Origin of the sequence: Chryseobacterium joostei (assembly GCF_003815775.1) — a bacterium.
GTDB lineage: Bacteria > Bacteroidota > Bacteroidia > Flavobacteriales > Weeksellaceae > Chryseobacterium > Chryseobacterium joostei.
In genome coordinates, this window is sequence record NZ_CP033926.1 from 2,423,109 (window position 1) to 2,447,382 (window position 24,274).

A 24,274-nucleotide genomic window follows, 5' to 3' on the forward strand; every position below is an offset into this window, starting at 1 on the left:
TATACTTTAAAAAAAATTATTTTGGAATATTTTTTAGACTTGGATTTAACTTAGAGTAATATTCACCTACAACTAAATCACTGTTTTCTAATTCTTCCGTAATATAAGATGTTGTGTATATCATTTGATAAGTTGATGGATCATAATCTTTCAACCTCTCAATAAGTAACTGTTGAAGATTTTGCGCTCTTTTCATTTCAATACCTTTATCTTCCATATTATCAGCAAAAATAAATCTTGGGTAGCGCATTTGAGGCACTCTCAATGATGCTAGAAATAGAGCAAATCTAGCAGATACTTTTAAATAGAAATTAGAACTGGCAGAATATTTAGAATATTTATTTGACAGAAAAACTAGATTGTTTGAATAATCGATAAAGAAATCACTTGCATTTTTAAATTCATCTTGTCTGTCAAGATCATTGTTTAATAAATAAACACCTTCTTCTCTGACGATATTAGTAATTTCTTCTTTCAACTTTTCCTGCTTGGCTTCAGTCTGGAAGATATATTTTTTTAAGAAATTTATTTCATTTTGAAGACTGGCTCTTTTTAGTAAAAGCTGATTGTAGAATTCTGCATTTTCTAACATGGTTCTAAGTTGTAAAATTTCCCCCTCAATAAAGCCTTTATTACTGTTTAGCTGATCTATGGTTTCTTCACTAAAGGATTTAACGTCTTTCAATGCGTCATTAACTTGTTTCTGTAAATCTTGTAATTTCCCAATTTCAGCAATATATTTGGATTTTAGCTCTAATAAGCTTCTTTTATTGAGCTCTAAAAGCTTTGTAGACTCGTTTATTTGGAACCCGATTTCAATTTCCATTCTTCTTGCCTGAACGACACCAAAAGATTCATCTATTGGCTCTTTACAAAGCTTACAAGCAGATTCATTGCTGGGCTTAATTTTTGATAGACATTCTGGACAATATTCTAATGGCAAATGTCCTAGAAATTCTCTTGTATTAATAGAATTTTTTAATGCTTTTATTTTTTTGTTTAAAGTTTCTATAAAAAATTCGGAGTCTTGTATTTCGTTATTTAATATATTAATAGTACTTTCTAATTCAGAAACAATTTTTCTCTGGATTATGGATTCTTCATTTAGTTTTTGAAATTCTAATTTTGTATCTTCTTTATAGTCAGCTTCTTTTTCTTTTGTACGAATTGCAATAATTTCCTCTTGGATTGATGAAATCTCTATCTCTTTATTTTGTATTTGTGTTTCAATGTGTGTTGGGTTTAGCGATAAGGCATCGGTAAAGAAATTAGATGTTGCTTTTATCTCGCTTTTGGTTGATTCAAATTCTTTTTCTGCAATTATTAAACGCTTCTTGTTTTCATACAAATCTTCGCTGTAAACCCCTAACAATAAGTCTGATATTGTTTCTCTTGTAAGTTGACTGTCAAAATGTTCATAGTAAAATAAAGAACTCGTAGGAGAATCTTGGTCGATGTATAAAAGTCTAAGAATTTGATGAAATGTTATATTGCTATCCCCTTTAACGTTTGGTAAATCAAGAAGTTCAAATAATATATTTGAAAAACTTCTTATATTATCTGTTGTTCTGTATCCAAATTTTTGCCAAGTCTTTCCTTCAGGAGGTGAAAAACTTTCCTCCATTGTTCCCCAATAAAAATACATTGGAGCTTGTGTATTTATCTTTCCATCTTCATCTTTAATAAGCTCCCGTTTTACAGTAAAAATAACGCTATTCATTTCAACTTCTGCAATAGCAAAAGAACATAAACGTGCTTCGGGAACAAAGTCACCAAAAGCACCTCCTAAAACAAAGAAAATAAAATGTGTTATTGTTGATTTTCCACTACTGTTATCTCCTCGAATGATATTTATTCCTTTATGAAATCTTTCATCATAAGCCACTTTTCCGAGTTCTGTCTGTATGTAAAGTCTTAATAAAAAAAGATTATTACGCATCATATCTACTTTCCATTAAACTTGTTCTACTTTTTAGTCCATTTTCACCAAATAAAGAGATTTGATTGAAATGCCCTGTCATCAACGAGATGACATTTTTTTCTTTGGGCGTCAGTTCATCAAAATTATTTACAAATTCAGCTAAAATATCTTTATTTAATATTTTAACTCTTTGTAGGTTAATGGATGATTTGTCAATTATTCCGTAAGAAGCAATACAATTTAAGGCTGCAAGTTGATAAGGTTTTATTTTTTCAAAAACTTTTCTGTTCTCATACACCTTTTCATAAGGATTATTTGAATCCTTTATAAATTCTTTACGAAGTTTTCTAATATCTGATTCTGTTTGTCTCAGTTTAATTTCGTGTATTTTGCTCGGGAATAATAAATAGAAATCCCAAATTCTAATTCTTTCTACTTCTATTTTAGTTCCATTTTCAAATTTGTTTAAAAAATGGAGAATTCTAAAAATTGTATGATAAAGATCAAAAGCTTGATTATATACTATCATAATTTGTCCAATTTAAATGACATTGTCCAGTTAAATAATAGATCATTCCAAAAATATCTTCAGCATTATAGTTGAGAACTTCATCATTTTCTCCTTCAATATTAATCACATCTAAAACAGGTTCAACAACTTTTTTAACAACTTCTTTTAAAATATCATCTTTACAGGTTTGATTGTTGATAAGAGGAAGGATATGGGTTTCAAAATCCATTTTTATTTTTCCAAATAACTGACTGTCAATCCATTGTGCGGATTCAAAAAACTTGTTTAGCTCTAGTTTTTTTGCGTATTTTTCTTTTTTTCTAGTAGCTTCAAGTATCTCACTATCTCTAAAGCCTCCATCTTTCAATTTTGTAGGCATATCAATTCCATCCCGACTAGTAAGGTAGTATTTTAGCGATTCCATAATTCCATCATATCTTACATCAGTAGCAACTTCTTTGTTAAGCTTTTCGAATCTTTTTGAAAATCGTGTCTGCCTAGTTAAGTAAATTGCACCCTCGTTTGACGAAATATTCAATTGTTGCTGGATCTGGCTGTCTTTATTTTCTACATTCTGACCCATTACATTTGAATGCTACCTGTATTACTTTGAATATTAATTTGTTTTTGAACTTCGGCGTTATTATTAATATTTTGTTGAGAATATGAATTTAACTGTTGCTTTCCATTTTCAATAGCAACAGTTAATTCTTCTTTATACTGCGCATTTTCAGCAATCTCGTTCTGAATAAGATTAAATAGTTTATTTTTTTCTTCCTCCGAATTAATATTTATTGGCATTTCAATATTCTTTTTTGTAAAGGGACTTTTGATAACCGCCCAAATATCTTCACCAACTTTTTCTGCTATACTTTCTCCTGTTTTAAGCAGGAATGGAGTAGCTAAAGTTAATGCTGTTGTAATCAATGTAATTGGTTCCATTTTAACGTTATTGTTTTTTAATTGTCTGCTAAAGTGTTTAAATTAACGAAAGAATTCTGAACTTATTTATCCAAAATTATTTAAATACTTTTTACTGCATCTAAAATATAAATAATTTGTTAATAATATTTATGGGAAGCCATAAAATCAAAATATCACTTTACATAATATAATCTAATTTGCTAAAATCAGCGAGTCATTGATGAAAGGGTTCTCTAATTTGCTGTTAAAAACTCTTTTCTTAAAATCTTTGTAATGTTTTAATCTACATTGCAATGAGCATGAAAATCTGCCAAAGCTAAATGGCTCATAATAATCAATAATTCCATCGTATCTTCGCAATCTGAAAATGTAAAAATACTTTTCCTTTGTAACCTGAGCTTCATAAATTGCTCCATTGTGATTAATGTTTAATTTCATTTTAATAAAATTTAATTAATACAATTATACAACACGATTTAGCTGGTTACCTTTTTGCTTAAATTGAAAATTAAGTATTTGTTTTTCAGAGAGATATAATTTTATTTTTCTTCGGAATTTAATTTTTCTAATGCTCTTATGGCTTCTTTTATATCAGCAACAGCACCATTGCCAAATGTTTCTTCATACCATTGTCTGTCATAGCCTTTGTCTCTATCAGGTCTTATTAAATCCAATAAATTGTTTTGCTTAAATAAACTTACAGTCCTCTCACTAAGAGTAGAAATCATTTTATCAGCATCTTCTTTCTCTACATTTTTTGCTGAAGGACTCCTTTTAATTCTTATGTTATGACTTGTGTCGTCAGCGATTTTTCTAAGCTGTTTAATTAATTCGTCTGTTTCCATGTGTTTTTTATTATTTTTCTATATTTAAAAGATTAGAATATATTGTATAATTTTCATCATCAAAGCATACAAAAATTATTCTTTTTATGGCATTATGATTAATTTCGACAAAATCAGTTATAGCTTTAATCGCTATTTTCGCAGCCTTTTCTTTTGGAAACTTGTAAATTCCCGTACTAATATTGGGAAATGAAATAGATGTAATATTATTTAGAATTGCAAGTTTTAAGCAATTAGAATATGCAGAGTATAATAAATGTTCTTCATTATTTCCTCCCTTATTCCAAACAGGTCCTACTGTGTGAATAACAAATTTCGCAGGTAATTTTCCTGCTGTTGTTATAACTGCTTCTCCAACTTTACAACCACCTTGTTTACTCCGTATTTTTTGACACTCTTCAAGAATTGACTTTCCTCCCATTCTATGTATTGCCCCATCAACTCCTCCTCCTCCAAGTAATGATGTGTTGGCTGCATTTACAATTGCCTCAACTTCTATTTTTGTAATATCTCCTTTTATGACCTGAATCATAGTTCAATTGTCTTAAATTTATTTTTGATTATAATAACTCCTGCATCTTTTTCAATGCCTTTTCTTTTTCTTCATTTTGGTGGGGTTCAAGTAAAATATTAAGTAATTCTTGCTCTTCTATAGAGTCCCAAACGAAAATTCCTAACCAGCCTAATCCCCAAAAGTCAATATTTCCACTAATTTTTTCTGAATTAAATTCAACTTGATTTAGTGAACCAAAATCACCATCCTCAAAAGATTTATAGATTAATTCATATCCTTTCAAATTATTGGCTATTTCATTTTTAAACCAATCTATATTTTTTATTTTATCCATAATTATTTAGCATGTAAAATAGGTGATAAATTTTTAACTTGTGGGAGTAATTGTCCTCCCTGCTTCTGTAGAGCTCCTTGCATTGCTTTACCAGCACTTGGACCAATTGCTTTGAACCAGCCTTCTTTTCCTCCTTGTAAGAGACTATTTGCAGGAACTTGAAACTCAGCATATACTGAACCTTTAGCCGCAGCAGTAAACGAATCTGCACCTGCTTTAGTTACAAAAGTTTGTCCTCCTGCACCTTCAACCATCTGACCTGTTTTCGACATGGTTCCATATTCTGATTGTGACATCCACCGACCTACTGTTGTCATTTCTTGAGTTGCTGCTTTAGTAAAAATACTTCGTACTAAACTTCCCATTCCTCCTGTAAGTAAACCTAAAGCAGAACTTTGAACCAATGGATTTTCAGCAACTAACATTTGAATTTCAGTCTTTCCCCGTGATTCGGGAATTCCACTTATCGTTGGAGCATTCGGATCTCCAAAAGCCATTGCACTCATCATTGGTGCAGAATCACCTGCTTGAATTAACGGGTCTAAATTATTCATGACTCCCAAAGCTCCCAATAAAGAATTATCTTGCCCTGTACCATTGGCAAATAAGGCTGTTGTAGAACCGTCTTGAGTTGTGTATGTTCCAGATTTTCCTAAATATGTTTCATTAGCACCAGCTGTAGCTTGGCTTGTAGCGCTCGAATTCCAATAAATACTATTTGATTCTCTATTGTGTACCCAGTCAAAAGCTGCTCTTCCATCAGGATCAATATTACTTATAGGATTATTGTAACCAATATGATATGGCGACCAACTCGGAAACTCTTCACTTAATGGGTCTGGACTAATCCAACGACCTGCCGTATCTAAATATGGTTGTGTATCGGGGTCGCTCAAATCAATCTCCCTAAATTCTGTGATAGATTTTGTCTTTCTGTTGAATCTTACTGAACCAATACTCACAATGCTATCCATATCGTGAAATTCCAAATATTTACCTTTGCTCAATGTTGCAATTTTTGGATAAATTCCATACTTCGCAAAAGGATTTCCAACTGCAATATTCTTTCTACGTCTTTCTGCTTCCTGCGGTGTTAATGAATCTCGGGTTTTCAAAACCTCATCCATATACGGACGGCTACGCTCTTCTTTTGTCAGTTTAACAGGATTTACCCATTTCTTTTCTGTTTTTTGCTTTGTGGCAGTCTGTTTCTTCGTCTGTGCCTGTACGAATACTACAAATATGGCAAAAACAATTAATAATATTTTTTTCATTTGGTTATTTTGTAAAGTTATTTAATAATTTTTTGTTCTCAAATTTTTCTCTTTCGGTTTTCAGGGAAACCAACCAATCCAAATACATTTCTTCGGGCATCTGTCGGTAGCCTATCTCATAAATATGTCCGTATTCTTTGTTCATCAATTCAAACAGTTCTTTGGCTTTTGGATCTTGTTGTTGTACGAGTTTCAAGTTTTCAGCATTATCTGTTTTCAGGTTATGCCTATCCATAAGCTTTTCAAGCTGTTCTTTGTGGGTTTCAGCTTTTAATATTAATGCTTTGGCAAAATTCGGATAAACATCTAAGGCTCTGTTGACCGTTTTCAAAACAAATTTTCCGTCATTATTCGGGAAGCTTCGGTTGTATGCCTGTGCTAAATCAAATAAGCATAATGCCAAACTTTCCTTATTGTTCAAGGCTTTCATAAACACACCATTTTTAATGGCATCCAAATGAATGTAGCCTGAAGCCGTCAGCCAAGCATCAATGGGAAATATTCCACTTGTAAGCTCTGTATTAAACCAACCTCCTGCTTTGATGTTATGCTTGATGTAAACGTGATTCGGTGCTAACGCCAAATTTGCATCTACTCCGATTTCTTCAGCTAAAATTTTATACAGATACGGCATTGAATTACAATTACCTTTTTTCGTTGCTAATAGTTTTGAAACGAACAGGTTGCTAATATCATTATGTCCGAACACATCTGTAAAATCATAAGAAAACGGTTTGTACTGTATTACAGTGTCTTTGTATGCAATTGGAAGTGTTTGGCACATAATGGAATATACTGTTGCGTATTTGCTTACCTTGTCTTTGTCAGATTCTTTATAAGTTAGATCTCGGCTCTTTAAAATTGAGTTTGCGAAGTTCTTTAAAAAGCTTATTTCTCCGTTTAATTTTTCCGTGTCTAACTTCCCCTGGTAATACGCATTTTCCACGCTAAAAACAGCTTCTTTGAAACTGTACGGCTGTTTGTCGTTAAGCATATTATCAATGGTCTGGTAGGAATCATTATAGAACTGATTATTTTGTGCTTTTACGCTTATAATACTACTGATAAACAGCATTATAAAAAGTGTAATATGTAATAATTTTTTCATCATAATTTATTTGGATCAATTGGAAAATATTTAGGTGATTCATCTTTCTTTTTCTTTTCCTGTGCTTTCCTCAGCGCTTCCTGCTGTTGCTTTTCTTTCTGTTTTTGAATTTGATACAAATGGATTTTTTGTGCGAGTGCTTCGCTTTCCTGTTTGTTCTTCTCTGTTTTCAGACTTGCCAACCATGATTCGTAAGCGGATGCAGGCATTTCTGTATAACCGAGTTCATCAATTTTGTTAAATTGCTGATTAACATCATTCAACTGTTCGACCGCCTTTGGGAAATATCCGATTCTCTGCAAATCTTGTCTGTTTTCAGGATTTATGCCCAGTTTTTTCATCACATTTGCAAATCTCGCCTGACTAACATTTGCTCTTTCCATGTTCGGAGCAAGTCCATTTGGATAAAGTTCTAATGCCTTTTCGATTGTCTTATCTACAAATTCATCATATCCGAATTTTTTGGCATAACCTCTTGCTAAATCAAAATATGCCATTCCTAACAGCTCTTTTTTGGTTAGGTTTTCCATATAGATTTTATTCTGTAATGCTTCTGATTTGATATAACCCGATTCTAATAATGAGGTATCAGTTGAAAACATTCCGTTAGTAAGTTCAACATTCCTGTATTGTCCTTCATCATCCATAAAACGGACGTAAGAATGATTCGGAGCTAATGACAAATGTGCTTCTGTTCCCATTGCTTCCGCAATAATCAGATACAACAACGGCATGGAATGGCATTGTCCTGAACCTGTTTTAAGGAGTTTCGATACAAACATCTTGGAATAATCTTTTTCACCCATATAATCCTTAAAATCATATTCAAATGCTTTGTGGGTTGTTCCTCCGAGATTCATGTCTTTAGAAAAATATTCAAACAGCATTAGGTTCTTAGAAACATTGCTTTCTGTGTCCTGTTTGCGTTCTTTCATTTTCTGCAAGAGTTGTTTTGCTGTTTTCTGGATTCCAGACTTGAAACCTTTTAAATCCCTTTTGTTATCATAAAAAGCATTTTCTACGGTGAAATTAACATCTGCTAACGAGTAATTTTCGGAATCTATTCCAGAAAGCTTGTTAAAAGCATCATAATACGCCTGTGTTCCCGCTTTTTCTGATAATGATGGTAAATTATATGGTATACTTCTGCCGTTTTCTATCCACTCACGGAATTGTGCTTCCTGAACTTCTGCCATATCTCGCTCTATATCTTGCATAATAGCATTACCCTGTGACCTTGCTTGTGTTCCATAGTCACTTTGTTGCTGTTGTGTGGAATTTGAACGATTCGCTATGTTTGGGGTGTAGCTTCTTTGGGAACTTCTGCCACCTGCCATACTGCCAAAATCATTACTGGAATAATTACCTAAACTACTCGTCTGAGGTCTGGAAATTGTAGGTAAGTTTGGTATTTGTGCAAAACCTAACTGGTACATGCATAGTGAGATAGCAGTGAAATAAATTTTTCGCATTGAATGGTGTTTTCTGGTTGCAATTATAATAAAAATAGGTCAATAATTATATAAGTATTTTCCCTGTACTTTGAATTAACATCTTTTTCCTGTGGTAAATGTAATTCTACAAAACGTCAAAACCTGTCGTATTACAAACAGGTTTTGAGTTATCAATTATTTTCGTTGTTAAAACATTTTTTTAGTCTGTCTGTAACAAATTTCAAAATATATAAAAGATAATATGAGCAAACGACATACAAAATAAGTATTGAAACCATCATCAAGATAAGCAATACATCATCCCAAATGCTGTATGGTTTAAACTTGATTGCTGGAAAACAACTTGTTTGCGCTTGTAATTGCAGTATCATTTTGCGTTATTAAATGGGTTTTTTCCCTCCCGCATAAAAACTGTTCCCATTTTTTGATACTGAACAGGTTGCTGTTTAACGCATACTGTATAAATCCCACTACCAAAACCATTTTGCGCTCGGATAATGATTACTTCCTTTTCGCTAACTCCATTGTCGATGGCTACAAACTTTTTAAGACGGTTGTTTTTAATTGGCTCTTTAAAATCCTTTGGTAAGTCACACTCTTTAGCAGTTTGCGATTCTTTCGGTTTTTCTTCCTGTGCAAAATAAAGCGTTGGTAATGCGAACATTAAAGTGAAAATTAATTTTTTCATTGTAATTATTTTTGATTGTTAATAGTTGTGTTTGACTTACTGTTTTTAGAAAACAGTCTTTTATAGATGTATATAAGTAACAGAATGATAAGAGGAAGGATTACATAGATAACGTATTCCTGATGATCGTAGTAGCCCCAGATTCCAATAAATCCATCATAAACATAACTTCCTTTATAGGTTTTATAGGTAAAAGTATGGAAAGGGTAAAAGTGAGTAGCTGGTGAGTAGTTAACATCACATAAAGGGCAGGGAATATAATCAGGGGTAATTAGATAATACTCTTCATAGATTACAATTCCCTCACCTCGTAGAGTATTTGTGTACATGGGATGCCAATTTGTGAGATAGCTTACATATCCGATAGTATTGAATATGATCCAGAAGAATAAGAATTTTTGTTGTTTGATGCTTAATATCATTATTTCTATTTTTTTGATTGTAGGCAACAAAAAAAGCAAGTGGTTCTCACTTGCTTTTAGTCTTGAAGGCTCGGCAAAGCCTATACTACATAAAAACAGGATAAGCCACTTGCCCATATGACAAGTGCGCTAAACTGTTTGCATTTTGTAGTATTAAGAATTTTGCCGATTCACAAGACAAAAGCAAAAGTTTTACACTTTTATTTTTTCGTTGATGTCTGAGCGCAAAAATACAAATTTTGTGCCTTATTAATTCAATTCTAGTTTAAAGAATGAATAATTTATTTTTTGAATTTCTCTCAATATATGCCCCCTAACATCTATTTATAAGGTCATTGATAACCAGAACTTCATATTGCAAAAATTTGCTTATAATTTTTCACTTATATATAATCCTGTCATAGTTATTGTTTTATTTTCAAATATTTTGTGAGTTTTTCATATTCTAATTTTTTGATGTAGTTTTCCATATATCCATAATCAGGCTGTCCTTTGGAATCAATAGGTAAAAGAATTTTTTCTCTCTGTATTCTTTTATCATTTATTTCACGGTTAAAACTATATTTCTCAGACAATCTTGAAGTTAGACCTGATATAAAAAGATAAACAAATTCATTAAAATCTGGATTTTCTAATTTGGTAACATGATCACTCGCTACATACTCAAACGGCTGGTAAAAAGTTGAACCAACACTACCACTATTTGCAATTGAAAGACAATTTTTAAAAATTCTTACTTTTTCTTTATTATTTATAAAGCCATCAACTCCATTATTCATGGCTGAAGAAGATACATAAGGTTTTCTTCCTTTTATATGATCATTTTTTTTTAAGCGTTTACCTCTTTGAATATTTGAAAACAATTCATTTATAAAAAATTCTCCCCATTCTTTTTTATCAAGTAACTCTACTTCCTTATAACCTTTTACTCGTTCTATTCTTTTAGCAATATAATCTTGGAATTTTTTAATTTTTTCTTGCTCTTTCTGCTTCATATACTTCTCCATAAAAGCATAATCGGGTTCGCCTTGAAAATTTACTGGAAGATAAATTATTTCATTTTTACATATATTCATTTGTGCCTGTCTCCCATATGAATATTTAAATCCTTGTCTATTTATCATATTGCAAACGAAAATAGCATTATATCTATTTAATTTATCATGAGAAATTACTGTTACATCATGAGAACAATAAAAATCACTAGGCTGATAATACGCTGACAAATTGATTTTTTCAATTGTTATTTTATTTCCTTTAAACAAATATGGGTTTCCAATAAAAGAGTTTAGCCCATTGTTGGTACTTTTGGCTGAGATATAGGGAATGTTACCTTTTTTTATGTTCTTAGCATTCAAGTAAATTCCCTTCTCTACTTGGAAAATAGAACTAATTTTAAACTCACCCCATTGAATATTTTTCAAATCTAATTCCATCATACTAATCATTTTCAAATAAATATTCCCTGTCCTGCATAATCATATTAAACTCAAATGTGAGATAATCAGCAATTGTTTTTTCAAAATCTTCTTCTTTCGGAATTTCATCATTAAAATAGTAGAAAGAATGCAACCATTCGTCATCTGGCTCAATGGTTGTTTTTACCATAAATTTAGATTCTGTATCCTTCTTATCAAACCAGCAATCTAATAACAATTGTTTTCTTTCTTCATTACGGACTGTTTTTGTAAGTCCTATGTGTTTACTAATGATGTAGCCATCGTCTTCATAATTGATGAACTTACATCGAGCTGCCACATCATGTGGTTTGTGTGCAGTAAACACAGCAATACAAGGATTTACTCCTATTCTGTAAAATGTTTGTTTATTGAGTGTAATTACACCTTTTAAAGTATGTTTTTCTAAAATTCTTTTTTTTATTTTTTTATCTTCGTTGGTTTTACCTACCATGGTACTTTGTGGCACAATAGCAATACAAATAGCATTATTTGATAGACTTTCTAGTAAATGTTCTATAAAATGAATTTCAGATAAATGAGCCGTATCTTTACCTTTAGCTTGCGAATAAGGAGGATTGATAAAACCTACAGTATAGTTTTTCTTTCTTAATTCTTTCGTAGTTTTTTTTAAGAAATTTTCATTAGTTAAATTACTTTTTCCATCGTCTCTTAAAATCATGTTGGTGGTAGCAATAGAGAACATATCTTCTCGTATTTCTATACCATGTAATTGATTAGATTTTATTTCTATTTTTTGCTGTTCATTATCGCTTAAATTTACCATACGATGCATGGCTTCCACAAGGAAAGAAGCTGTACCACAACAAGGGTCAAAAACTCTATCAGTAATTTTTAATTCGGCTAAATCGCAAAATAGTTCAGTAATAGAATCAGGAGTAAGAACTACACCTAAACTCTGACCATCTCCACCACTATATTTCATAAATTCTCCATAGAAACTACCTAGTACATCACCTTTTTTATTGGCTTTTATGGAATGTAAAATATTGGTTTCTATAAATTCAGTAAAATATTTTAATGGTGTTTTTGCAAGTCTATCATCTATTTGATTAAGTAATGTTCTGTCTTTTATAATGATAAATTGATTAAGTACCGTTTGTTTTTTTTCTTCAGGCTTTACATTTACTTTTTTCATATAGGTTTCAATACTGCGATAAATTTTATTACCATCTGTATCTATATTGTCACCTGTTAATTGTTGTGATTTAAAATTATTAACATCTGCAAGAGCCAATAAAATCGCAGAAACTACTAAAGGTTTTTCTTTATCTCCTAACTGTCCATAGTTTCGTAATGCTTCATGAAGATCAGAAGCTTTTTTTATTAACTCTTCAGTTTCTAGTACTTTGGGAGGTGTTTCTCCCAAAACTTGTTCCCTATAAAATTGTTCAATTTTACTTTCTTTGAAGTTTTCAAAATTTTCAATTTTTTCTAATAATTTACACCCATATTCATCTACATATAAAGGTCGAATAATATGGTGTTTTTCATCACCAGAACAACCGAAAGCAAATATTTTTTTGAAATTAGTTTTGGCAACTATTTCTTTAGCATAATGCAAAGCACCATTTTCGGCATAATTGGTTATTGCTTTTTTATCAGTAGAGAGTATTTGTTGGACATCATCTTCATATAATGCTTGTTTTTCTATATTGGATTTATTCTCAATTACTAAAATAAAGTCGTTAGAAATAGCAACAAATTCAGGAAAACCAATTTTACCTGTCCCTTTTTTAGATGCTGTTTTTAATGCATCTTGAACTTCTTTAATGTCGCTTCCATTTGGAGTATATTGGATTTCAGCGTTTTCAAGAAGTCTACTTATAAATATATCAGTTTTCTTTTCGTTAGTCATATTTCAAAAATTGCAACTTACAAAAATATGATAAAATATAACAAAATTTTATTTGGATATGTATCAAATTATTACCTATCTAAACAAAAGCACCCCACCATAGGACAAGTTTTTGATAGTACCCCCACCTGTTGAAAGTCGGGCAAAAGTTTTCAATCGGTCTAAAAACCTCAGCACTTTTTTTGAAGATTTTTAGACTACAACCCAAAGTTAGAACAGGATTCAAGAGATTTTCTACGGATTCAAAATATTTATGCTATTTCATTGAATATCACCCTATTTTTATAACATTTGGCATAGTTTTCGACTACTATAACCCAATAAAAAACCCCATCAATACTACTAATATTGAATGGGGAAGTGTAAAAAATTCTAACGGTAATTAAAACTTATTTACAATGGCAAAGTTAACAAATTGTCTTGATACTTTCAGTATCTATGTCGGAACCTACAAAAAGTACAATGAAAGTTCAATCTATGGTGAATGGTTAAACCTTTCAGATTATTCAAATTATGACGAGCTTTTACAGGCTATGCAGGAACTACACCAAAACGAGCAAGACCCTGAATTTATGTTTCAGGACTATGAATGTAGTCAATTCTTTATCAGGCAAAAGCTAATCAGTGAATGCCACATTTCAGCAAACATTTATAAGATAGCTGAAGAGATCAACAATTCAGATTATGATTTCGAGGTTATAGAGGCCTATGCAGAGTGCATGAGTTACTATTATAAGGACGTAAGCGACCTATTAGATAGTCTTTCAGATTCTTATTATGGCGAGTACGATTCAGATGAGGATTTTGCCCAGACTACTTTAGAACAGGACGGCTCAATCCCTGAAAATCTGCCCTCTTACATTTACATTGATTGGGAAGCAACCGCCAGACATTTGATGTATGATTATATGAGTTCTAATGGATATTATTTCAGAAACTAATTACAATACCAATTTTTGCACCTTGCTTAAATGCAGGGTGCTTTATAACTATTTTAAAGATGAAAGCAAGATATATTAGAGTTTCCACAGGAGCGCAGAACACCGCAAGACAGGAGGAACGACAAGCAAAGGGCGAAAAGATATTTACTGATATTGTCAGCGGTTCTACCTCGTTTAAAGATAGAAAGCAGGGAAAGGAACTGATAAGAGCAATTGAAAATAATGTGATTAATTACGTTTCTGTCAGTTCTATTGATAGGTTAGGACGTAATCTCTATGACATATTAACAACTCTGGAGTTTTTCAAAGAAAAGGGTGTTATTCTCAAAGTAGATAATCTTGGAATAGAAAGCCTAATCAAAGGGAAAGAAAACCAAGCGTTTAAACTTATTATTTCTGTTATGGCTAACATTGCAGAAATGGAGAGAGAAACTATTTTAGAGCGTCAACGAGAGGGAATTGCACTTGCAAAGGCTAAGGGAATCTATAAAGGGCGTGAAAAAGGTTCTACGGAAAGCATTGAAGATTTCCTTTTCAAGTACAAAGAGGTAATTAAAAACCTAAAGAAAGGAAATTCTATCAGGGACACGGCTAAAATTTGTTCGGTCAGTATTGGAACGGTTCAGAAAGTGAAAAATAATATCTGATGTAACCAGGGTAGACCACTCCTAGAAAATATAATTATCACTATCGACAGATCAGAAATGAAGCAAAACGGCTTGTTTTTATTATCAGGATATTAGAGTTGCTTTTATTATTCTATATAGCTAATATGGTACTTAATTTAGCTACCTGTTGTTTTTTTCAAAATAATAATATCCCTCAATTTTTTAAGCTTTTGAACTTCCATAAAAGAGCCTGACTTATGCAATTGTAATAGGTCAGGCTCTTAAAATATCTATATGTATGTTTTCTTATGTATGATTGATTATTCAATGATGTATATATTGAAAAACGAATCAAATGCATTATTAAAGATTATAGCTCATTATATATTCTATGATACGCAAAATGCCACTTTTGCAATGATAAATTTCTTGGGAGTATTTAAGAAGCATTTTTATTAATATTAATGATTTCAGCTAACTGCTCCATGTTTCCACTTTCAATAAGTTCTTTCATTTTTTCCATTTGGGTTTTAAGATCCTCAATCTGTTTTGCCTGTAAATCAACCTTTTGAAGCTTTTCATTTCTCGTCTTGATACTTTCCTGTCTCACCTGCTCATGTTCAAAGGTCGGTTTGAAATAAGTTTTGAAAACAGATTCGTCTGTGTGACCCGTGTACTGCCATATCTCTAATAAATCCCACCCCTCAATATATCTGTTAGTACAAAAACTTCTCCTAGAATCATGAAAAGCCACCCTATCAGCGAAATTGATTGTTTCAAATACAACTCCCTCGTTGGTTGGTCTTTCACGGGTGATTACCTTTTCATTGAAATACGGAATCTCTCTAAACAGTTCTTTCAGGTACTCATTAGTGTTTTGGTTAGATATAGCAATGCTTTTAATATTATTGTCATATTTACTCAAAATCTCTCCTGCATAGCCAAAGATTGGAAAATTGACCGTTTTGTATTTATCAATTCGTGAACCTTTATTTAACAATATGCTTAGAGTGCCTGAAGCTATGTCGATATGTCCGCTTTCAATTCTGGTTATATCTCCGAACCTTAGTGAGCAATGACAGCCAAGAACAAACAAATCTCTAACTCTCTCCAATCTCGGAGAATTAGAAAAATCATGTTCATACAATATTTTGATTTCAGGTTCAGTAAGCACCGTGTGGAAACTTGGCGGAACTTTAACACTAAATTCGTCTTGCAAATAACTTCTGTTTTGCGTGTAAGCCTTTTCAAATGCACGTTTTAGTACCTGTGACAGTCTTTTGATCCGTGTTCTGAGTGTACTTAGCTCTTTAACTCTTTCCGTAGCAATAAGCCAATTTTGAAACTCTAAACACTGTGTTTCATCAAATTTATCAATATCTAAAAAGATACTGTTATTAGTAGCAAAATCTTTTAAATCTTTATACATCACGTTAAAAGATGATATATAGGTTTTATGCATTGGCTTTTGTCCTGATGCAACGGCACGGGTATTTTTTAGCTCAATTAATTTCGTGAAGTCCTGAAAAACATCATCAAAAGATTTCTTATTCTTTTGTACCGTGTTGAGTTCTTTCCCCTCTACTGCATTATCAACAATTGTCTTTAGTTCTTCTTTTGTCGGCACACGATTGTAATGTTCATTGAAATTTTTATGACCATCCACAATGGAAGTTTTGAATTTACTTAACTTTTGGTTGATTTCTCTTTTATCTGTTCCCGAAGTCACTGTTTTAGTCTCGCTATCCCAACTGCTGGGAACAACTTTTAAACCTGTCGAAAAATCCGCCTGCAAACCTTTGAACGAATATCTACCCATTATTCGGGAGATTTCTGCTTTTGGTTCTTTCAGCCTGAAATTTACGCTTCCTGTTTCGTTGTTATACTGTGCCATAAATAAAAATATCTGCATAACAAATATACGAATATTTCAAGTTTGGTCACTATTTTGGTCACCGTAAATTTTGAATGCATTTAAATTTATTTACATCCAATAAAATTTAGTCACCTATTAATCAGAAATACAAGCCATAAAATTTATTCAATAAACTGCAAACAAATGTAAAGTGTTATTCCCTGTGGGTCTACATAGCAGGAGAAATGATTATTATTATCATTCCTCCTGTTTTTATTTTGTGATAATCCATTGTTAATCTGAAAAACATAGTGAGCTACAGCATTAATTCTCGTGGTTCGATAATGATTTTTATCAAATTCAAGCTTTTCAGGAAAAATCGAACCAATAATTTGTCGCTTGACCGCAATATCCCCTTCTGTATAGACTTTCCAGATATTTGTAAGCGTTCCTAATGCTTTTTCCAGTAGCTTTGGTATATCTACGTTATTTTCTATTGGCTTGTCATTTAATTGGGTTTCCAGTTTTTCAACATGGTCTTTATATTCTTTTTTTATTTCAAGATATTCTTCATCAGTAATTACTTCAGAAAGCAATTTATTTCTTGCCAGAGAAATCCTTGAATTCAACCTATCTATCTCATCGGATATCTTTTTTCTTTCATCCTGTGGCGCTTTTATAAACTTCTGATAGTTATCCAGAAATACTTTTTCTATAAGCTTTTTTGCAGGCTCAGTCATTTCCAATTGCTTTAATCCTTCTTCAAAAACTGAATTGATCAATTCTGCTCTAAGGCGGAATCCACAAGTTGCATTGCAATGATAATAGTAGTATCTTTTATTTCTCCCTTTTGAAGCGCTTGCAGTAATATTTTTTCCACATTTAGGACATATCAAAAAACCCCGTAATGGAAAATGCTCACCGGAAAGAATTTTAGTATTAGGTCGCTGAAGTCTCCTTTTACCATCTAGTATTTCTTGCACTCTGTTAAATAGATCTTCACTAATTAAAGCTTCATGCTGACCATTTACAAAATGCGCTTCTTCATCTTTGTGTTTTTCTAAAAATACTTTCCCATAGTATATAGGATTTCTTATTGCCACATGAAAAGATGTTCTGCTCACCTTTTTAATTGTTAATTCATTGACCCTTTTTCTGATTTGGTTAGAGGCCAATACCCCTTTTGCAATCTCATTAAAAGCCCAGTTCATTGCTGATGCTTCAGGTTCTTGCAGTACAATATACTTTTCACCATTTTCCCTACTTTTATTAACATAGCCAAATGGTGCCTTTCCCATAACCCTTCCTTCTTTTTTTGCCCTACGCATTCCATAAAAAACGTTAAGCGCCCTTCTATCATTTTCGACTTCAGGCGCTGCCAAATAAATTGCAAGCATCATTTTATTTTCAGGAATAGAAAGGTCTAAAGGCTGGTCAACAGCCTGTGGTTCTATTCCCAATTTTGCAAGTGTACCTATCATTTGATATGCATCCCCAGCATTACGGCTGAAACGGTCCCATTTAGTAAATAGAATAAGGTTTGTCTTACAACTTTTCTTTTTAAGTGTAGTTAAAAGTCTCATCCAGCCGGGGCGGTTAAATGATTTTGCGGAATGGTCTTCGTAGATTATTTGTCCAACAGAGATATTGTTAGATGAACAATATTTTTTTAACCGATCCTCCTGATCTCTTTGTGAATATCCTTTGTCTGCCTGTTCATCAGTAGAAACACGGATGTATAAATCTGCTACCTTCATAATTTTCATGTTTAGTAAATATTAGAGGATAGCTTTAGAAATACATTATTCAGAACCGAAGTACTGTCTAATAACAGCCGAGGTAAGAGTGTACAGAAACTCCATGATCAATTCTGTCTCCTCCTCAGTTATTTCCACGCCTTCGTTTTGAAAGAATTCTATCACCTCCTCAATAGGTATTTTTTTTATTTTCTTATCCTCCAGCACTCCGTATAAATTTCAAATAAAATTATTAGCGAAATTGAATAATAATTTTATTCGGCTTTGAAGGAATATCTATGTCTTTTAATGGCTTTATTTAAAAACTAGTATTTTCCATCCACAAAAGAATCGAAGGTTCCACCTTAAAAACATTTAAATTGGATTATTATCCATCTACAGCCATGAAGAAATTTTAATTAATCTCTTCCTTTATTCAGAGAAAGTAAATTTCTCCTGATTACATTTATCATCTAATCAATGGCTAACCCTCTTGCTTTATTCCTAACATTTCTCTAAAGCGTTTTTATGTTTCTTCTCTGATGTATTTTCTTTCCATATCATACATACAAAAAAAGAGCCCACGCCGTTGTATATACAGTAAGTATTTAGTGAGTGTTTTTAAGACCTCACCCTGCGGGTGTACAAGCACCCTCTTATTTTTTTCTATCCAATGATCAATTCAATTCCGGCTTTTTCAGCTTTGTATTTTATTTTGGTCTGCAATTCATAATAACTCCAATTACGAAGTATGAATTCGTTATCTTTTGCAATCCCGATCTTGTCTTCCTGATTTTTAATAACGAGTGTGCCCGCTTGTTGCCGGATGCAGAAATTTATAAGCTGCCGACTGTACACATGAAGACGATTGCTTACGTATCTACTTTCCAGATTCTTTGTTTTATACAATGCCTTTTGTTTCCGTTTTACTCCATTTCCTGAACGGGCATAGACTACACCGTCTTGAATTCTTTTTTGACTTGCCTGAATTGCGAGCCTGCGATACAAAAACTCTTCTTTTGAGCCAATATTGATTCGCACATTGCCAGCTTTTGCAACTATTGGATGTTCCAGAGACAAGGATGCTTCAGCAATAATTTCGGGTTTTAAAAGATGTTCTTCTTTTTCAAATTCAAATACTGCGAGCCAATAGATTTTCCTGTCATTAAGTTGTATCTGTGATGTACAAAGCTTTATTTCCTCCCTTAAAAGGCGCTCTATTATAAGACGCTTATCGGAGAAGTCTCTGCCTAAATACGTTTTAACCGGAATAGCAAACATGTTGAAGCAAAATGCTTTTTTTTCAGGATCATATCTCATTTTACTGATGCATTTAATCGGAAGTGGGATTGGAATGTCTCTTTTATAATTTCTAAGTGATTTTGTTCCCTGCCAATAATCGGCTTTGTTTTTAGAGAAAGTTGATTGAATTGTATTGTTAAGGCTTCCCAGAATATCTGTCGGGATTTCCCCTTTGAATCGGTCAAAAACCATTCTTGCTGTGCTGTTTGTTTTCGAACGGTCAAACATTCCCATCTGATCTTTTTTTTCATCAGCTAACTTGTATTGTATTTCTTCGGTGAGGTAAAAGAAATCTTTGATCATTTCCTGAACATACAAATGGGAAGCTATTAAGTTTGCCGCTCGGAAACAGCGGTTCTGATACCGATAAAGTTTTTCCCACATTTCTTTTTTTTGATCGGATGGAACATCGATCAATAACTGAATTTTTCGGGTCAGTGTTGTTGTGGATTTTTCCATATCAAGTAATTATTTCAGAGTTGTTTCGATTCTGTAAATATTGATAAGCATAAAGAAACTCCTGGTGAACTTCTTTTTCAGAAAGTTTCAGTTCTAGTGCAATGAGAGCAAAAGAAGATTTCTGTTCAAATCTTCTATTTATAATGTCGAGTTGCTGACTACTGAGTTTTTCAGTTTGCTCTTTGTTACCGAAAGCTTTTTCCGGTGGATGTTCTAAAGAACTTCTATTAAGAATTTTCCGAAGATCATTTATAGCTCTGCTCACCTCATTGCTGATGCCTGTCACACTACTTCCCATTGCTTCTGCGATCGGTTTGTATTGAAAACCATATTCAAGACAAAGTTCAATAAGGTGTTTTCTTTTGGGATCGAGTATGTTTACAACCTTTTTAACTTCATTAAATTTCTTTTGTTCAGATTCCTGATTCAGAAGATTCTCTTTATCATTCTGGGGATCAAAACCTATAAGATAATCCTGATAGTTCTCAAAACTTTCAAGTGATGCCGTTAAGCGTTCGAATTTATTTTTCGGAGCAGTAAAATACGACATACAGTCTCTTTTCAAAACAAACCGTAAAAAGCCAAGAATATGATTCGGAGTTTCAATGGAATCACGATGTAGCCAAAGTTTGAGAAAAGTATCCTGAACAAGCGTTTCTACTACAAAATCATCATCAAGCATTTGTTTTCCGAGCCAGAAAAGAAGTCTTTTGTATCGTAAATAAATATGTTCCAAAGAGATCGGATTACCTTTTTTCAGCAACTCATATAGCTGGTTATCATTCAACATACGAGGCAAAGAGTGTGTTCTTTTCATAGCAGTATATTTTAGCTAAATTATTGCTGGAAGAATTTCAATCTGATTCCAAATTTTCTATTGTGATATACCGAACTTAGAGATTTTATGTACTATTGGCAAAAATTTGTCTGGTTTTAAGTTTTTAATCTCATAACTAGTTGCTTTCTCTACCCATTAGGGGGAGTAATTTCTTTCTTAGGCTTGGACATCTTGATTGATATCAGTAATATTTTTTTCGCCTAAAAAAATCTATAAACTCCTATTCTTTTACCTTTAAAGCATCAAAATTTGGTAGTTGTAGCGCAAAATACTACTTTTAAGGTGAGAGTTTAAAAGATAACCGACTTTAAGAGCTGGGGTATTTTGTAAATCCATGTTGAAACATACCTCACTTTAATGTTAGGTATGGAGCTAATGGTCTTTTTATTGCAAATGGTGGATTAACCTGCCGGTGGTTCTTTAATTGGAATGTTGGATAATTTCGTTCTCATATTAACTATTTTAAATGTTGGTATAGAACGATATTTTCTGTATGAAAAATTTCCTTGTAAAAAAGCAAGGAGCGGTCACACGTTTTGGGCTCATGGGCGACCAACCCAACTTTAAACCGTAAGATTTAAAAGTTCCAACCACAAATTAACGTGAGAACCGCCCTCATGCCGTATGCAAAGTTAGTCAACTTTTAGACATGGAGCGATATCACGGTCATCTCAGTTGGAAATTGGTCGTTTTGAGCTGAGAAAACATCGTCAATTAATGCCAATTGGCATAATTATCAAATCGCTAAAGCAAATATAAGATTAATATTTAAATATCCAACATGTTGGATGATAAAAAAATAATAAATGGAGAAAATTATTCAATTTGAAACGACTCAATTTGATTTGGATCTAATAGAGCATATCAAAACTTTGAGAAAATTAAAAAATATCACCAAAGAAAAGCTAAGTTTATTAATGGGAGTTTCAAAAACATTTGTTGGAAATGTTGAATCTTATACTCAACGACATAAATATTCCACTAGACATATTACATTGTTGGCAAACGCTTTCGATTTTGATAATATTTCTCAATTATTAGACTTCCCAACTCCCAAGTATGATAAAATAAAAGTTACCATTAAGCAAACTCTGAATGAGAGTGGCACCAAGGTGGTTCATAATGAAGTCATGAAAATAGAAGCGCTCTAATATTAATTCGTCACAAATTGCATATTTTGTAATCTCTTAGAAATTTTTCTAAAGGGCTTTTTGGGTTCTGATGTATTAGGAAATAAAATTTATATAATTCTCAAGGAAAATAGTCCTTAGATGTGCCTTCTCCATAGAATTTGAAGCTACTACCCCTAATTCCGCGACGACCAATTATATTTTTCAAAAGAAAAAGGAAAAAAAGAAAGCCCAAATTCATTAAGGAAGATTTTAAAAAGCAAGTTTATGATGAAAAATACGACCTGCAAGGTGGAGATTTTTTAGCATATCCTTTGGACGGGAACTTGTCTTTTAAAAATCTTAAATAATACCTTTGTTTTCTTTTATGAATTTTTACCAGTTCTACTGGGACCTTTTTATCTTTTTCCTTTTTTGTTGAACCGGAACATCTTCGGTATTATAATGTATCCCACGATTATCAATGCTCAGCAATGAAAAGATTTCTAAGCTACTGTCAGGATTTTTAAAAATCTCCTCCAGTGACGAAAAAGGAATATTATTTTTTTCAGAAACTTGTTTACAAATACTGTCAAGTATTGCTATAATTTTTTCTTTGGTTGTATCGAATAATTTTGGCTGTTTAAATTTTTCAAACTGTATGACTTTTATAATCGTATCCTTTACTGAATTGAAATAAATCTCCTTTTCCTTGCTATATGTTGTAATGTTAGACAGAATACAAGAAAGCTTGTTTTTTAATAGTGAAACTTCTTTGTTTAAGTCTATATTCTTTTGTTGAAGTTCAGTAATTATTTTAGTTTTGGATTGAAGAATTTCTTTATTTTTAAGTAGTTCTGCATTATATGATTTAAAAACTCTCTCGTAATTTTCAATCGTTTTATCTGTTTTGATCTTTCTAAAGCCTAAGAAGTCATTTTCCTTTACAATAAGATCTTCAAACTTTTTAGAATCAAGCTGTGCCTTCATTTCAGTTATTCTATTGTTTAGCAACAAAAGCTCTTCTTCTTTTTTTTGAATTTTAAATTCTATGGCTTCAAGCCGCCCTCTAGAGCCCGAAATTCCTCTATCCATTTCGAGACATTCTGCGGTAATATCCTGCATTTTGGAATAGTGAAAGGATTGATGCTTCAATGTTTTTCCAGTTTCTAAATCCTGCCAGTCGGCTACCAAATGAGCATGATAATTAGGTCTCCACTCTTTAGAGTCTTTATCGTAATGTCCTTCATCCTTATGAATTGCAATTTGAAAAATTCTTATTTTCAGTTCTTCTTCAAGCCTTTTAGAAAGCTTATGCAAATCCTGCATCGTTGTATTTTCTTTAATTACAACTACAGCTTCACGAATTGGCAATGCATTTTTTTGTAATTTTCTTCCAGACTTTTCCTTGCAATACGCTTCTATTGACCTAAATCTATCTGAAACTTTATCTCCTACCCAATACTCATTTTTTCCGGTAAGATCCGTTTTAATATAATCGAAGTTTTTTTTTCTGAAATTGTGCGCTTCAGAACCTGTTTTGACTGCCTTAAAATTGATAGATGTTTTCACAGCAATAAATTAGTTCACATTATCACTATCTTTAGATAATAAAACTTATTGGGCTTCGATTTTCACTCATTGGCTTAATAAAATAATTAGCATCGGTTAGATACAGATTTATATAATTTGTAAAAAAATTAACTTGAAAACAGAGCATTGAATAAAAGACTCAAAAAAGGATGCTTTTTACTTTCTTATTGAGAATAATTCAGATACAATTTCAACTTGCAGAACATAAAAACCTTGCATGTCATGCATAAAAAATACAGCAAATCAAATCTCACGGTAATAAAATAAAGTTAGTTTAGCAATAAATGCTTTTCTAAAAAATAAATATTCTAAATAAATAGTGATTGCTTATTCAAAATCACTAATCTTCCTAAATAAAAAGTCTCACAGAGCGAAGCAGCAACTTTGTTAGGACGTAAGGACTTTCAAAGTTGCGAATGAGCTCCTAACTTTTCCGCATAGTTGTAAAATCGCACACATTTTTAATAGACAATAGATCCATTATTTAAAACAAAATTTCACG

24 protein-coding genes are annotated in these 24,274 nt (G+C 32.2%); 3 read left to right on the forward strand and 21 right to left on the reverse strand.

Translation table 11 applies throughout. From position 1 onward, the window contains the following. Nucleotides 1–16 precede the first annotated feature (16 nt). From EG359_RS11085 to EG359_RS11155, 15 genes are all read right to left on the reverse strand, one after another. Nucleotides 17–1,942: a coiled-coil domain-containing protein gene (locus EG359_RS11085; RefSeq protein ID WP_076354659.1), complete on the reverse strand. Its 1,926-nt coding sequence runs from the start codon at nucleotides 1,940–1,942 to the stop codon at nucleotides 17–19. Continuing rightward, nucleotides 1,932–2,450: an ABC-three component system middle component 5 gene (locus EG359_RS11090; protein ID WP_076354661.1), complete on the reverse strand. Its 519-nt coding sequence runs from the start codon at nucleotides 2,448–2,450 to the stop codon at nucleotides 1,932–1,934. The genes EG359_RS11085 and EG359_RS11090 overlap by 11 nt, the downstream gene beginning before the upstream one ends. After that, complete coding sequence (locus EG359_RS11095) at nucleotides 2,437–3,015, reverse strand: ABC-three component system protein (RefSeq protein ID WP_076354663.1); 579 nt, start codon at nucleotides 3,013–3,015, stop codon at nucleotides 2,437–2,439. The genes EG359_RS11090 and EG359_RS11095 overlap by 14 nt, the downstream gene beginning before the upstream one ends. Continuing rightward, nucleotides 3,015–3,374 carry a hypothetical protein gene (locus tag EG359_RS11100; RefSeq protein ID WP_076354665.1) on the reverse strand — a complete coding sequence of 120 codons (360 nt, stop codon included), beginning with the start codon at nucleotides 3,372–3,374 and terminating at the stop codon, nucleotides 3,015–3,017. The genes EG359_RS11095 and EG359_RS11100 overlap by 1 nt, the downstream gene beginning before the upstream one ends. Nucleotides 3,375–3,548: 174 nt before the next feature. Continuing rightward, a complete protein-coding gene (locus EG359_RS11105; RefSeq protein ID WP_076354667.1) occupies nucleotides 3,549–3,794 on the reverse strand; it encodes a hypothetical protein in 246 nt (81 codons plus the stop codon). Between the two features lie 101 nt (nucleotides 3,795–3,895). Continuing rightward, entirely contained in the window at nucleotides 3,896–4,201 is a 306-nt protein-coding gene (locus EG359_RS11110; protein WP_076354669.1) for a hypothetical protein, read from the reverse strand. Between the two features lie 10 nt (nucleotides 4,202–4,211). Beyond that, nucleotides 4,212–4,733, reverse strand: coding sequence for an O-acetyl-ADP-ribose deacetylase (locus EG359_RS11115; RefSeq protein ID WP_076354671.1), 522 nt, complete (start codon nucleotides 4,731–4,733; stop codon nucleotides 4,212–4,214). Between the two features lie 28 nt (nucleotides 4,734–4,761). Beyond that, a complete protein-coding gene (locus EG359_RS11120; RefSeq protein ID WP_076354673.1) occupies nucleotides 4,762–5,049 on the reverse strand; it encodes a hypothetical protein in 288 nt (95 codons plus the stop codon). Between the two features lie 2 nt (nucleotides 5,050–5,051). Beyond that, a complete protein-coding gene (locus EG359_RS22645; protein ID WP_076354675.1) occupies nucleotides 5,052–6,323 on the reverse strand; it encodes a TreTu family toxin in 1,272 nt (423 codons plus the stop codon). A gap of 4 nt (nucleotides 6,324–6,327) precedes the next feature. Beyond that, nucleotides 6,328–7,431, reverse strand: a complete 1,104-nt coding sequence (locus EG359_RS11130; RefSeq protein ID WP_076355260.1) for a hypothetical protein — start codon at nucleotides 7,429–7,431, stop codon at nucleotides 6,328–6,330. Then, the gene (locus EG359_RS11135; RefSeq protein ID WP_123867358.1) at nucleotides 7,431–8,903 is read right to left on the reverse strand and encodes a hypothetical protein; all 1,473 of its coding nucleotides are present in this window, start codon (nucleotides 8,901–8,903) and stop codon (nucleotides 7,431–7,433) included. Before EG359_RS11135 ends, EG359_RS11130 begins: the two co-directional genes overlap by 1 nt. 349 nt (nucleotides 8,904–9,252) lie before the next feature. Beyond that, entirely contained in the window at nucleotides 9,253–9,573 is a 321-nt protein-coding gene (locus EG359_RS11140) for a hypothetical protein (RefSeq protein WP_123867360.1), read from the reverse strand. 5 nt (nucleotides 9,574–9,578) lie between these two features. Then, entirely contained in the window at nucleotides 9,579–9,995 is a 417-nt protein-coding gene (locus EG359_RS11145; RefSeq protein WP_076354683.1) for a hypothetical protein, read from the reverse strand. Between the two features lie 404 nt (nucleotides 9,996–10,399). Further along, nucleotides 10,400–11,434 (reverse strand): restriction endonuclease subunit S, encoded by a 1,035-nt coding sequence (locus EG359_RS11150; protein ID WP_076354685.1) that lies wholly within the window; start codon nucleotides 11,432–11,434, stop codon nucleotides 10,400–10,402. Nucleotide 11,435: 1 nt separating this feature from the next. After that, nucleotides 11,436–13,331 (reverse strand): HsdM family class I SAM-dependent methyltransferase, encoded by a 1,896-nt coding sequence (locus EG359_RS11155; protein WP_076354687.1) that lies wholly within the window; start codon nucleotides 13,329–13,331, stop codon nucleotides 11,436–11,438. A gap of 398 nt (nucleotides 13,332–13,729) precedes the next feature. On the opposite strand from EG359_RS11155, the gene EG359_RS11160 reads away from it, so the two are divergent. Both EG359_RS11160 and EG359_RS11165 read left to right on the forward strand, forming a co-directional pair. Continuing rightward, nucleotides 13,730–14,272 carry an antirestriction protein ArdA gene (locus EG359_RS11160; protein WP_076354689.1) on the forward strand — a complete coding sequence of 181 codons (543 nt, stop codon included), beginning with the start codon at nucleotides 13,730–13,732 and terminating at the stop codon, nucleotides 14,270–14,272. A 59-nt stretch (nucleotides 14,273–14,331) separates the two neighbouring features. Beyond that, on the forward strand, nucleotides 14,332–14,919 hold the full coding sequence (locus tag EG359_RS11165) for a recombinase family protein (protein WP_076354691.1): 588 nt from the start codon (nucleotides 14,332–14,334) through the stop codon (nucleotides 14,917–14,919). Nucleotides 14,920–15,319: 400 nt separating this feature from the next. On the opposite strand, the gene EG359_RS11170 is transcribed toward EG359_RS11165, so the two are convergent. The 5 genes from EG359_RS11170 to EG359_RS11185 all read right to left on the reverse strand — a co-directional run bounded on the left by EG359_RS11170 (nucleotide 15,320) and on the right by EG359_RS11185 (nucleotide 21,049). Further along, nucleotides 15,320–16,774, reverse strand: coding sequence for a tyrosine-type recombinase/integrase (locus EG359_RS11170; RefSeq protein WP_076354693.1), 1,455 nt, complete (start codon nucleotides 16,772–16,774; stop codon nucleotides 15,320–15,322). Nucleotides 16,775–16,917: 143 nt separating this feature from the next. Continuing rightward, a complete protein-coding gene (locus EG359_RS11175; RefSeq protein ID WP_076355262.1) occupies nucleotides 16,918–18,492 on the reverse strand; it encodes a recombinase family protein in 1,575 nt (524 codons plus the stop codon). A gap of 45 nt (nucleotides 18,493–18,537) precedes the next feature. Further along, nucleotides 18,538–18,699 carry a hypothetical protein gene (locus EG359_RS22445; protein ID WP_164463062.1) on the reverse strand — a complete coding sequence of 54 codons (162 nt, stop codon included), beginning with the start codon at nucleotides 18,697–18,699 and terminating at the stop codon, nucleotides 18,538–18,540. Nucleotides 18,700–19,137: 438 nt separating this feature from the next. Continuing rightward, nucleotides 19,138–20,232, reverse strand: a complete 1,095-nt coding sequence (locus tag EG359_RS11180) for a hypothetical protein (protein WP_076354695.1) — start codon at nucleotides 20,230–20,232, stop codon at nucleotides 19,138–19,140. Between the two features lies 1 nt (nucleotide 20,233). Next, a complete protein-coding gene (locus EG359_RS11185; RefSeq protein ID WP_084180452.1) occupies nucleotides 20,234–21,049 on the reverse strand; it encodes an RNA polymerase sigma factor in 816 nt (271 codons plus the stop codon). A gap of 827 nt (nucleotides 21,050–21,876) precedes the next feature. On the opposite strand from EG359_RS11185, the gene EG359_RS11190 reads away from it, so the two are divergent. Next, nucleotides 21,877–22,221, forward strand: a complete 345-nt coding sequence (locus tag EG359_RS11190) for a helix-turn-helix domain-containing protein (protein WP_076354699.1) — start codon at nucleotides 21,877–21,879, stop codon at nucleotides 22,219–22,221. Between the two features lie 363 nt (nucleotides 22,222–22,584). Here the strand turns inward: EG359_RS11190 and EG359_RS11195 are convergent, their stop codons facing one another. Then, nucleotides 22,585–23,751 (reverse strand): hypothetical protein, encoded by a 1,167-nt coding sequence (locus tag EG359_RS11195; RefSeq protein ID WP_076354701.1) that lies wholly within the window; start codon nucleotides 23,749–23,751, stop codon nucleotides 22,585–22,587. Nucleotides 23,752–24,274 lie beyond the last annotated feature (523 nt).